This is a genomic window from Paractinoplanes deccanensis, from assembly GCF_016862115.1.
Lineage (GTDB): Bacteria > Actinomycetota > Actinomycetes > Mycobacteriales > Micromonosporaceae > Actinoplanes > Actinoplanes deccanensis.
The window spans coordinates 87,059-98,641 of record NZ_BOMI01000067.1; the positions used below are offsets into that span (position 1 = coordinate 87,059).

9 protein-coding genes and 2 tRNA genes are annotated in these 11,583 nt (G+C 71.0%); 9 read left to right on the forward strand and 2 right to left on the reverse strand.

Annotated features, from left to right (window positions below; genetic code table 11):
* Positions 1 to 2: 2 nt before the first annotated feature.
* From Ade02nite_RS18285 to Ade02nite_RS49345, 7 genes are all read left to right on the forward strand, one after another.
* Positions 3 to 1,313, forward strand: a complete 1,311-nt coding sequence (locus tag Ade02nite_RS18285) for an ABC transporter substrate-binding protein (RefSeq protein ID WP_203764475.1) — start codon at positions 3 to 5, stop codon at positions 1,311 to 1,313.
* A 6-nt stretch (positions 1,314 to 1,319) separates the two neighbouring features.
* The gene (locus Ade02nite_RS18290) at positions 1,320 to 2,243 is read left to right on the forward strand and encodes a carbohydrate ABC transporter permease (RefSeq protein ID WP_203764478.1); all 924 of its coding nucleotides are present in this window, start codon (positions 1,320 to 1,322) and stop codon (positions 2,241 to 2,243) included.
* The gene (locus Ade02nite_RS18295; protein ID WP_239168854.1) at positions 2,240 to 3,106 is read left to right on the forward strand and encodes a carbohydrate ABC transporter permease; all 867 of its coding nucleotides are present in this window, start codon (positions 2,240 to 2,242) and stop codon (positions 3,104 to 3,106) included. The genes Ade02nite_RS18290 and Ade02nite_RS18295 overlap by 4 nt, the downstream gene beginning before the upstream one ends.
* 452 nt (positions 3,107 to 3,558) lie before the next feature.
* Positions 3,559 to 3,632: transfer RNA gene (locus tag Ade02nite_RS18300), tRNA-Glu, on the forward strand.
* A 31-nt stretch (positions 3,633 to 3,663) separates the two neighbouring features.
* Entirely contained in the window at positions 3,664 to 4,107 is a 444-nt protein-coding gene (locus Ade02nite_RS18305) for an HNH endonuclease (protein ID WP_203764481.1), read from the forward strand.
* 115 nt (positions 4,108 to 4,222) lie between these two features.
* A tRNA-Leu gene (locus Ade02nite_RS18310) sits at positions 4,223 to 4,295 on the forward strand.
* Between the two features lie 95 nt (positions 4,296 to 4,390).
* Positions 4,391 to 4,783 carry a hypothetical protein gene (locus tag Ade02nite_RS49345; RefSeq protein ID WP_239168855.1) on the forward strand — a complete coding sequence of 131 codons (393 nt, stop codon included), beginning with the start codon at positions 4,391 to 4,393 and terminating at the stop codon, positions 4,781 to 4,783.
* A 121-nt stretch (positions 4,784 to 4,904) separates the two neighbouring features.
* Here the strand turns inward: Ade02nite_RS49345 and Ade02nite_RS18320 are convergent, their stop codons facing one another.
* Together Ade02nite_RS18320 and Ade02nite_RS18325 are read right to left on the reverse strand one after the other, a co-directional pair.
* Entirely contained in the window at positions 4,905 to 5,207 is a 303-nt protein-coding gene (locus Ade02nite_RS18320; RefSeq protein ID WP_203764484.1) for a DUF1905 domain-containing protein, read from the reverse strand.
* Positions 5,208 to 5,428: 221 nt separating this feature from the next.
* Positions 5,429 to 5,773 carry a MerR family transcriptional regulator gene (locus Ade02nite_RS18325; protein ID WP_203764488.1) on the reverse strand — a complete coding sequence of 115 codons (345 nt, stop codon included), beginning with the start codon at positions 5,771 to 5,773 and terminating at the stop codon, positions 5,429 to 5,431.
* A gap of 52 nt (positions 5,774 to 5,825) precedes the next feature.
* Between Ade02nite_RS18325 and Ade02nite_RS18330 the strand changes: the two genes are divergently transcribed.
* Together Ade02nite_RS18330 and Ade02nite_RS18335 are read left to right on the forward strand one after the other, a co-directional pair.
* A complete protein-coding gene (locus tag Ade02nite_RS18330; protein ID WP_239168856.1) occupies positions 5,826 to 6,869 on the forward strand; it encodes an oxidoreductase in 1,044 nt (347 codons plus the stop codon).
* Between the two features lie 41 nt (positions 6,870 to 6,910).
* Positions 6,911 to 11,563, forward strand: a complete 4,653-nt coding sequence (locus Ade02nite_RS18335) for a PDDEXK-like endonuclease domain-containing protein (RefSeq protein ID WP_203764490.1) — start codon at positions 6,911 to 6,913, stop codon at positions 11,561 to 11,563.
* Positions 11,564 to 11,583 lie beyond the last annotated feature (20 nt).

The following is an 11,583-nucleotide window of genomic DNA, read 5'->3' on the forward strand; positions in this document are numbered from 1 at the left end:
CTATGAAACGACGCACGATAGCGATCTCCGTGCTCGCCGCGACGGCGATGGCGCTCGGCGCGTGCAGCGCGGGAAGCCTCGGCAGCAGCGACGACGAGGGTGGCGGCAAGGTCACCCTGTCGTTCCTGACCGACAACCAGCCCGAGACGGTCAAGATCGCGGAGGGGCTGGCGAAGGACTTCACCGCGAAGAACCCGGACATCACGATCAAGGTGGAGACCCGGCCGCAGGGCACCGAGGGCGACAACATCGTCAAGACCCGGCTCTCCACGGGCGACATGACCGACGTGTTCCAATACAACACCGGTTCGCTCTTCCAGGCGCTCGCCCCGGCGAAGAACCTGACCGCGGTGGACGGCTTCACCGACCGGCTCGACGAGAACTTCGCCAAGACGGTCACGGCCGACAGCAAGGTGTACGGGGCGCCGTTCGGCAACTTCATGGCCGGCGCGATCCTCTACAACAAGGACGTCTACGCCAAGCTCGGCCTCCAGGTGCCGAAGACCTGGGACGACTTCATGGCGAACAACGCCAAGATCAAGGCGTCCGGGGTCGATCCGGTGATCCAGACGTACGGCGAGACGTGGACCTCGCAGCTGTTCATCCTCGGCGACTACCACAACGTCGAGGCGGCCGAGCCGGGCTGGGCCGACAAGTACACGAAGAACCAGGCCAAGTACGCGACGTCGCCGGCCGCCCTGGCCGGCTTCCAGCACCTTCAGCAGGTGCACGACGAGGGCTACATCAACAAGGACTTCGCCTCGGCGAAGCTGACCGACGGCCTGAACAAGCTGGCCAAGGGCGAGGGCGCGCAGTACCCGATCCTGTCGGCCATGCTGAGCCAGCTCATCGCCGACAACCCCGGCACCGAGAACAAGATCGGCCTGTTCGCCATCCCCGGCTCCGACGCGGCCAAGAACGGCCTGACGGTGTGGAGCCCGTCGGCGGTCTACATGCCGTCGAGCACCACCGGTGACAAGGCCGAGGCGGCGAAGAAGTTCCTCGACTTCGTCGCCAGCGCCGACGGCTGCGCCTCGCAGGCCGCGGCGTCGCAGCCGACCGGGCCGTTCGCGGTCAAGGGCTGCAAGGTCCCGGACACCGTGCCGCAGGCGGTCAAGGACATGCAGGCATACATCGACCAGCAGGGCGGGTCCAGCCTGGCGCTCGAGTTCCTGTCGCCGGTGAAGGGCCCGGCGCTCGAGCAGATCTGCGTCGAGGTCGGCTCGGGCATCCGCAAGGCCGACGCCGGCGCCAAGCTCTACGACGAGGACGTCAAGAAGCAGGCGCAGCAGCTCGGTCTCGAGGGCTGGTAGGTCCCGTTGACCACGCTCATCGAGAAGTCGTCCGCCCGGTCGCGCAGCCGCGCGGCCGGGCCGGCCGGCAAGCGCGCCAAGAGCCCGTACCCGCACTGGTTCTACCTGCCGGCGGCGGTGGTCTACGCCGTCCTGTTCATCGTGCCGACGGTGACGTCGTTCTACTTCAGCATGACCCGCTGGACGCTGTTCGACTCGAAGTTCATCGGGTTCGACAACTACGTCACGTTCTTCCAGGAGCCGGCGCTCGTCTCCGGCCTCACCCACACGATCGTCTACGCGGTGGTGACGTCCGGGCTGAAAGTGGTGCTCGGCCTGCTGCTGGCCATCCTGCTGACGTCCCAGATCATCGGGCGCGGCTACCTGCGCTCGGTGGTGTTCTTCCCGGTGCTGGTCAGCACGATCGGCGTGGGCCTGACGTTCACGATCCTGATGGACCCGGAACAGGGCCTGATCAACGAGTCGCTGGCGCTGATCGGCATCGACGGCCCAGGCTGGCTGACCGACCCGTCGTACGCGCTGCTGTCGGTGGCCCTGGTCGACGTCTGGAAAGGCGTCGGGCTGGCGACCCTGATCTACATCGCCGGCATCGTGTCGATCCCGCAGGAGTACTTCGAGGCGGCCCGCGTCGACGGCGCCTCGTCGTGGCAGAACTTCTGGCGGATCATCCTGCCGCTGGCCCGGCCGGCGACGTTCACGGTGATCCTGCTGTCGCTGATCGGCGGCCTGCGCTCGTTCGACCTGATCTGGGCGATGACCCGCGGCGGTCCCGGCTTCACCTCGGACGTGATCGCGTCGGTGATCTACAAGCAGTACCAGGCGGGCTTCTACGGACTGTCGACGGCCGGCAACGTGGTGCTGTTCCTGCTGGTCACGGCGATCATCTTCCCGCTGTCGCGGTACCTGAACAAGAAGGAGGTGGACCTGTGACCGCGGTGGCCTCCTCCACTCCCAGCCCCGTGTCGCGCCGCCCGCGGAAGAACCTGGTGCTGAGCGTCGTCGCGATCCTGCTGTCGGTCGTGGTGTTCCTGGTGCCGTTCGCGTTCATCCTGCTGACCGCGGTGAAGTCCCGGCAGCAGGCGTCGCGGCTGGACTTCTCGTGGCCGACCCAGTTCCAGTTCGTGCAGAACTTCCTGGACGTGGTGCAGGCCCGCGACTACATGCTGATCATCGCCTTCATCAACAGCACGATCCTGACGGTCGCCAGCGTCTCGATCCTGGTGGTGCTGTCGGCGATGGTGGCGTTCGTCCTCCAGCGCCGCCGCACCCGCTGGACCGGCCTGATCAACTTCCTGGTCCTCTCCGGCCTGATCATCCCGCCGGCCGTCGTGCCGACGATCTGGGTGCTGGAGAAGTTCGGGCTCTTCCGCACGATGCCCGGCCTGATCCTGGTGGAGGTGGCGTTCGGGCTGTCGTTCTGCGTGCTGCTCTTCCGCGCCTTCATCGCCACGATCCCCCGCGAGCTCGACGAGGCCGCGGTCATCGACGGCGCGGGCCCGCTCAGGCTGTTCTTCCGGGTGATCCTGCCGCTGTTGCGCTCGGTCATCATCACGGTGGTGGTCGTGCAGTCGGTGACCATTTTCAACGACTTCGTGAACCCGCTGTACTTCCTGCCGGGCGACCAGAACGCCACCGTGCAGCTCACCCTCTACAACTTCTCGTCGGCCTATTCGACCCAGTACAACCTGCTGTTCATGGACATCCTCCTGATCACCATCCCACCCCTCATCATGTTCCTGTTCTTCAACAAGCGCATAGTCGCCGGCATGACCGCCGGCGCCGTGAAAGGCTGAGGCTCTTTCCCCCTCCGTTTCTCTCCTCCGTGCCATTCCCGTCCCCCCTCCGCCCCGCCTTGCCGCTTGCCTCCCTTTTCGCCCCCGCCTTGCCGTCTGCCTTCCTTCTCCGCCCCCGCCTTGCCGTCCGTCTTCCTTCTCCGCCCACCCGCCTTGCCGTCTGCCCGCCTTGCCGTCTGCCCGCCTTGCCGTCTGCCTTCCTTCTCCGTCTCCGCCTTCGTCGTTTGCCGCGCCGCGCCGGGCCCCTTGGTCCGGCGCGGCTGGTTATTCGATTGAGAGCGGTGCGGGTGGTCCCTAATGTAGGGATCACCCCAGCGGTGCAGGTCTGATTCCTACCCGTTCGGGGCAGGGCTTTCTTTTGTTTTTCCGGAGCGGGGGAGACGGCAACCCGCGCGCCTTGGGAGCGTGAGACACCCCGTTCGACTCGGGGGCTCCGGACAATTACATAGTGGCGCCCGTGAGGCTGAGGCAGGGAGACCGCCGGACTCTCGATCCGGAAGACCGGGTTCAACCCCCGGACGGGCGACGGTTCCCTTTGGCAGATTCGGAGAATCGACGTGAACGACGTGCTGGTGATAAACGCGGATCTGGGCCCGCTGCACCGGGTCAGCCTGCGGCACGCCGTCCGCATGCTGGTGCGGCAGGTGGCCGAGGTCCACGAGTCCCGACCCGACGCGGTGATCGGCGTCTGGCCCGTGCCCACCGTTGTGCGCCTGGTGTCGTACGTCGTCACCCGCTGGCGGCACAGCCGCGGCCCGGCCTGGTCCCGCGCCGGCGTCCTGACCCGCGACGGCCGCCGCTGCGCCTACTGCGGCCGAGCCGCTTCCACCATCGACCACGTCCTGCCCCGCTCGCGCGGCGGCGCCAACTCCTGGACCAACACGGTCGCCGCCTGCGGCGGCTGCAACCAGCGCAAGGGTGACCGCACCCCCGCGGAGGCCCACATGCCCCTCCGGGTGAGCCCCAGACCCCCGACGTGGGCAGCCTTCGCCGCGCTGTAACGGACGGCCGGCGGGCCACCACACCACACCACACCCGCCGGCCGTCCCTCCCACGCCCGCCTACCAGCCGCCCTCTTTTTCGGGATCGCCCCCACCCCTCCGCCTCCACCAATCCGCCCTCGTAGCCCAACGGCAGAGGCACGACGTCGAGAACGTCGGTAGTGCGCGTTCGAATCGCGCCGAGGGCACCGCCCTGTCTCAGGAAACCGACAGCGAAGTCACAGTTGGTGCTCGACAGCGCCACGTACCGTTGATGGTCACCAGGCAGGGAGGCTTGACACTCATGAGCGGTGGATTCAAACGGTTCGTCCTTTCGATGGTCGCGTCGAAACTCCAGAAGCGCGCCCACGGAGGCGGCCACAACGCGGTCGTCGACGGCATGCTGCGCGAGGTGAACCACCGAATCGCCCGCAGCCAGGGCCACCACGGCCACCCCGGCGCATACGGTCACCCGGGCGCATACGGTCACCCGGGCGCATACGGTCACCCGGGCGCATACGGCCAGCCGGGCGCATACGGCCAGCCGGGCGCGTATGGCCACCCGGGCGTCTACCCCGGCGGCTACGGTCACCACGGCCACTACCGCCAGGCCGGCCCCTACGGCTACCACGGCCACTACCGTCATCACGGCCACTACCGCCACCACGGCCACTACCGCCGTCGCCGCTGGTTCTGACCGACGCTTCTGACCGACACCCCAGCCCGGGTCGTGGCCGGTAGCCTGGCGCGGCGCACCCCGGCAACCCACTCACCGATCCCGGCGCCCACCGATGCGCCGGGATCGTGCGTCGCGCGTGTCAGAGGTCCAGCAGCTCGACCGTGACCGCGGCCGTGTCGCCCGGCTCCAGCTTCTGCGCCTTGCGGATCGCCCGCTTGATCGGCAGGACAAAGGCTCCCTTCTGACTGTCCGGAAAGATCGAGGTCGTCCACGTGCTGCTGCCCACGGAGGCACGCACCCGCAGCGATCCGAACCCCCGCCGTATGCCCTCGGTCAGATCGCGGATCTCGTCGGACGCGTCAACCGGCAGGGTGACGAACGTCCAGCTCTCGTCCTTGCGCGCGTCCCAGATCCACAGCTCACTCTCGAAGTCCACCTGCACGCCCCGAGCATGGCACGGGGGTACGACATCTTCCGCCGCGCGCCCGCCGCGTGACCGCCGCGCGCCCGCCGCGTGACCGCCGCGCGCCCGCCGCGTGACCGCCGCGCGCCCGCCAGCCGGGTGACCGTCGGGCCCTCGACCGTCGGGTCGCGTGACCGTCACGCCGCGCGAGCCCCAGCCCGCGCGAGCCCCGGCCGCGCGAGCGTCACCACGCCGGATCCCTAACCGACGCGGTACTGCTCCACGAGCCCGGCGAGGATGGCGCGGGTCCGGTGCAGGTCCTCGATCTGGGCCTCGACCCGTTCGAGCTCGGCGGTGAGGCGTTCCGCCAGCCACGGCGTACGGATGGCCTCGTTGTTGATGCACGGCAGCACGTCCTGGATGGTGGCGCTGTTGAGCCCGGCCGAGAGCAGCGACTGGATCAGCCGGACCCGCTCGACCGCCGTCTCGGGGTAGTGCCGCTGGCCGCCGCCGCTTCGTGAGCTGGTCAGCAGCCCCTGGTCCTCGTAGTAGCGCAGGGAGCGCGGACTGGCGCCGGTCGCCGCGGAGAGGTCGCCGATACGCATCTCGAAATCTCCTCTTGACCCTCACATGGGTGTCAAGTTTTACCGTGGCTGCATGATGACCACAAGCGCTCTGATCGAGCCGGTCTCGCTGGCCGGCCTACCGTTGACCAGTCAGTTCGTGATGGCGCCGATGACGCGCGCGCAGTCGCCCTGCGGACAGCCCACCGAGCGGACCGCCGCCTACTACCGGCGGCGCGCCGAGAACGGCGTCGGGTTGATCATCACCGAGGGTGTGCTGATCGATCACCCGTCGGCGGGGCACGAGACGGACGTGCCGCGCATGCACGAGGCCGGCTGGCGGCGCGTCACGGACGAGGTGCACGCGGCCGGCGGCAAGATCGCGGCGCAGCTCTGGCATCTCGGCAGCCAACGCGAGCCCGTCGACGGCGTGCTCGCCTGGACGCCGTCGGCGGTGCCCGAGCCGGGCCGCCCCGCGACCCATGCCATGGCCGGCCGCGATTTCCCGGTGCTTCTCGACGCGTACGCCCGAGCCGCCCGCGCCGCGGTGAGCGCGGGTTTCGACGCGGTCGAGATCCACGCGGCCCACGGTTATCTGCTCGACGAGTTCCTGTGGCCGTTCACGAACCGCCGGACCGATCGCTACGGCACCGACCGGGCGGCGTTCCCGGCCGAGGTGATCCGGGCGGTCCGTGCGGAGATTCCCTCCTCGATGCCGCTGATCGTCCGGTTCTCCCAGTTCAAGGAGCGCGACTACGCGGCCCGGATCGCCGAGACGCCGGACGAGCTGGGCGAGATTCTCACCTCCTTCGCGAGCGCCGGCGCCGACGTGCTGCACGCCTCGCAGCGCCGCTTCTGGGAGCCGGCGTTCGAGGGCAGCCCGCTCAACCTGGCCGGCTGGGCCAAGCGGCTCACCGGCCTGCCCTCGATCACCGTCGGCTCCGTCGGCCTGACCCGCGATTTCGTCGGCTCGGGCCGCATGACCGAGCTGATCGAGCGGCGCCGCCGCGGCGAGTACGACCTGATCGCCCTGGGCCGGGTCCTGCTGGGCAACCCGGCGTGGGTGCGCCTGGCCGACGAGGGCCGGCTCGCCGAGATCAACGACTACCGGAAGACGGATGAGGACCAGTACTGGTGATTCTCCGGCGAACGTGAGCGCCAGTTGGTGAAATGTGATGCATGTCCGAGTTGTCTGCGGAGCGGGCGGCACTGCGCGCCTGGCGTGACGGTCTGGTCAACCTCGACGCCGGAAACCGGCTGCTCAACTTCAAGCGGTCCGAGACCGGCATGGTGGACGTCCAAGGGCCGCCCGCCGACGACATCGTCCGTGCCATCCGGGACGGCCGCGAGTACGGCTTCCTGGCCTTCGGCGCGAAGCCCGAGGCCGGCGGCCTGTTCCGCACCGAGCTCACCGCGTCGGCGCTCGGCGGCCAGCTCCGCCGCCTGCTGCGCAAGTCGCGCCAGGACTTCCTCGACCGCGGCGTGCCGGTGCTGCATCTCGCCGCCGGCATGCTGCGCTGGCGTGACGAGGAGGACACCCCGTTCACCAGCCCGATCCTGCTGCTCCCGGTCGAGCTGACGTCGCTCGGCCCCGGCGACGTGCCGAAGCTCCGGGTCACCGGCGACGACCCCGTGGTCAACCCCGCTCTGTCGGTACGCCTGCGGCGGCTCGGCGTGGAGCTGCCGGCCGTCGCGGACATCGCGGAGCTGGACGTCGCCGCGTACCTCACCCGCCTGCGCGAGACCGTGGCCGGGCGCGACTGGCACGCCGACGAGACGGTTGTGCTCACCACCTGCTCCTTCCACAAGGAGGCGATGTACCGCGACCTGCTGGACAACGAGGAGCGCGTCGCGGCCCACCCGCTCGTCCGCGCGCTCGTCGGCCGCGACGCGGGGACCGGGTTCGAGCCGATCGCGCCCGCCGACATCGACCGCGTGGCGCCACCCGAGGACATGCCGCTCGTGCTCGACGCGGACGCCTCCCAGCGCGCCTGCGTCGCCGCGGCGGTCGAGGGCCGCAGCTTCGTCCTCGACGGCCCGCCCGGCACCGGCAAGTCCCAGACGATCGCCAACATGATCGGATGCCTGCTGTACGCGGGGAAGAAGGTCCTCTTCGTCTCGGAGAAGGCCGCCGCGCTCGAAGTGGTCCGCAACCGGCTCGCCGGCGCCGGCCTGGGCGGCTACCTGCTCGAACTGCACAGCCACAAGGCGACCCGCAAGGAGGTGGCCCGGGACCTCGCCGCGGCGCTCGACGACCTGCCCGTGCCGGACGCCGGCCGTGCCGTCGACCGCGACCAGCTGCGCGAGCGGCGGGAACGCCTGACCGGCTACGCGACCGCCATGAACGAGATCCGCCGGCCGCTCGGCCGCAGCCTCTACGACGTGCTCGGCACCCTGGACACCGTGGAGGTGCCGCTGCCCGACATCTCGGTCAACTCGCTGACGCCCGAGTCGCTCGAACGCGCGGGCGAGGCGGCCGACGAGCTCGCCCGCTGCTGGCGCCCCACCGCCGATGGCTTCCTCTGGCGGGACGTGACCGAGCAGGAACCCCTCGACGACCGCCTCCGCCGCGCCCGCACGGCGCTGCGTGCCCTGGCCGACGTCGCCGCCCGCAACCAGGCCGTGGCCGAGGCCTTCGGCGTCACGAAGCCCTCGCAGGCGGGGAAGCTCGCGGCCGTGGTCACCCACGCCGCGCACCGCCCCGCCGGCGTGCCGGGCGAATGGCTCTCCGCCACCACCCTGGAGCCCGTCGGCCGGGCCGCCGAGCGCCGGAGCCGCGACCTCGCCGCTGTGCGGCAGGCCCGCACCGCCGTCCGCTCAGCCGCCGGCGTGGAGTGGCACGAGCTGCCCGACGTCGTGCCGCCCGGGCTCGAGCCGCGAACCCTCACCGCGGACGCCGCCGAGGAGGCGGCCCACCGCCACACCGAGGAGGCGAACCTTCTCGACGAGGCGCTGCACGAAGCCGGCCCGGTCGCGTCGCGGCTCGGCCTGCCCCCGGTGACCACCTTCGCCGACCTGTCCCGGCTCGCCTCGATCGCCGAGCTGGCCGCCCGGCCCCACCGGCCCGAGCCGTTCTGGTTCGGCGCCGGGGTGCTCGCCACCGTGTCCGCGGCCTCGACCGCGCTGCGCCGGGCCGCCGAGGCGGTGGCCGCCGCGGAGGCGCAGGCCCGGCGCTACTTCCACGAATCGATCATCGACCAGCCCGTGGAGCAACTCGCCGACCGGCTCACGAACGTGCATCGCGGCCTTCGCAAGCTGTTCAAGGCGTACCGCCGGGACTGGGAGGCGGTGGCCGCCTTTGCGCAGCCGTCGATGGCGCCCGCCGAGGCGGTCGCCCACCTGGGCACGGCCGTGGCGTGGAAGGTCGCCCTGCGCGAGCAGGCCGCGGCCGAGCGGCAGTACGCGCCGCTGCTGGGCCGCTACTGGCGCCGGCAGGCCACCGACTTCAACGCCATCCACGAGGCGTTGCAGGTCGCGGGGGAGGTGCTGCGGCTCTCGCCCCCGGAAGCCGTCCAGCAGATCGCCGACCAGGTGTGCAAGCCGTCTCCCGGGCTGGCCCGCATCGCCGGGCACGGCCGCCGAGGACGCGGTCAGGAGGCTGAGACGATCCGCGAGGAGATCGCCGCGCTGCGGGCCCGCGTGGAGCCGCTGAAGGCCGTGGCGTCGGCCCTGCGCGCCTACAGCCGGGCCTGCGGCCGGGACGTCGACCTCGCCGAGGCGCTCCGGCTGTCGCGGCTGCGCCGGGCCGTCGTCGAGACCGAGGACCAGCTCGCCGCCCGCGCGGACGAGGACCCGGCGCTCACCGGCCTGGGCGAGGCACTGGACGAGGCGATCGGCTGGGCGTCGGCAGCGCGCCGGCTCGCCACGGGCGCCGACCGGCCGTTGACCGCCGAGCAGGCGGCGGCCCTGGGCGACTGTGCGCCCGCGGGTGATCTGGCCGAGCGGGCCGGCGCCTGGGAGCACGCGCGGGACGCGATCATCGCCGCGTTCGCCCCCGAGCGCCACGAGGAGATCGGTGCCGCGCTCGACGCGTACACGAGCACGTTCCTCGACGATTTGATCCAGGACCGGACCGGTCAGCAGGAGTGGTTCGGGCACCTCGCCGCCCGTCGCGTGCTCGCCTCGCACGGGCTCGGCGCCGCCGTGGACCACTGCGCCGAACAGGGCGTGCCACCCGGTGAGATCCGCGCGCTCCTCGACCGGGCGCTGCTGTCCGCGTGGGCCGACGCGGTGATCCGTTCCGACCGCCGGCTGCACCCCGGTGGCTCGGCCGAGCGTGACCGCCTGGTCGAGGAGTTCCGCCGGATGGACGCGGCGCTCGCCGGCGGCGCGCCCGCGACGATCGCCGGCTCCCTGCGGGAGCGGAAGGCCGCCGCCCGCAGGCCGGACGACGTGGCGCTGCTGCGCCGCGAGGGCATGAAGGAGACCCGGCACCTCGCCGTGCGGGAGCTGATCGGGCGCGCGCGGGACACCGTGCTCGCCGTGAAGCCTTGCTTCCTCATGTCGCCGCTCGCCGTCAGCCAGTTTCTCCCGTCCGACCTGAGCTTCGACGTGGTCATCTTCGACGAGGCCTCCCAGATCACGCCCGGCGACGCGGTGAACTGCGTCTACCGCGCGTCGGCGATGATCGCGGCGGGCGACGACAAGCAGCTGCCGCCGACGTCGTTCTTCTCCGTCTCGGCGGAGCCCGACCGTGACGAGGAACCGGCGGACGACACCACGACCGACGTCAACGACTTCCAGTCGGTGCTCGAGCTCGCCAAGGCCTGCGGCGCCTTCCGCACGCTCGGGCTCGCGTGGCACTACCGCAGCCGGCACGAGGCGCTGATCGCCTTCGCGAACCACACCTTCTACCAGGGCCGGTTGATCACCTTTCCCGGCGCGAACGAGTCCGACCCGGACGCCGGCGTCGAGCTGATCCCGGCGGGCGGCGTCTATCGCCGCGGCACCACCCGGGACAACCCGGTCGAGGCCGAGCGGGTCGCCGAGCGGATCGTGCACAGCCTCACCACCCGGCCGGACGAGTCGCTCGGCGTGGTCACCTTCTCGGTCGCCCAGGCCGAGGCGATCGAGGCCGCCCTCGAACGCGCCGTCGCCAAGCATCCCGGCCTGGAGCGCTTCCTCGACGGCGACCGCCTCAACGGCCTCTTCGTCAAGAGCCTCGAGTCGGTGCAGGGCGACGAACGCGACGTCATGATCTTTTCCATCGGCTATGCCCACGACGAGGACGGGAAGATCAGCACCAACTTCGGCGCGCTCAACCAGCGCAACGGCTGGCGGCGGCTGAACGTGGCGATCACCCGGGCGCGGCGGCGCGTGGAGATCGTCTCGTCGATCCGGGCGCGGGACATCCCGGCGTCGGCCAACGAGGGCGTACGCCATCTGGCCGCCTATCTGGAGTACGCGGAGCGCGGCCTGGCGCCGGCGCCGCGCACGTCCACGGTCGACCCGATGGTCACCGCGATCGTGGAGACCGTGCGGTCCTGGGGCTACCGTGCGCGGGCGTCGGTGGGCGCCGACGGCTACCGCGTCGACGTCGGCGTGCGGCACCCGGCGCACGACGGTGAGGTCTACGCGCTCGGCATCCAGTGCGACGGCCCGCGGTACGCGGCGGTGCCGGCGGCGCGCGACCGCGACCGGCTCAGCGCCGAGATCCTCGCCGGGCTCGGCTGGCGGCTGTACCGGATCTGGGGAACCGCCTGGCACCGCGACCGGCGGGGTGAGGAGGCCCGGCTGCGCGCCGCGATCGAGGAGGCGGTGGGTGCGCTTCCGGCGGCCTCCGGCCAGTCGTACCGAAGAGTGGATTTGGTGCGGCTTCAGCCCGTCTCCTGACCGATTGCCGTATTGACTCG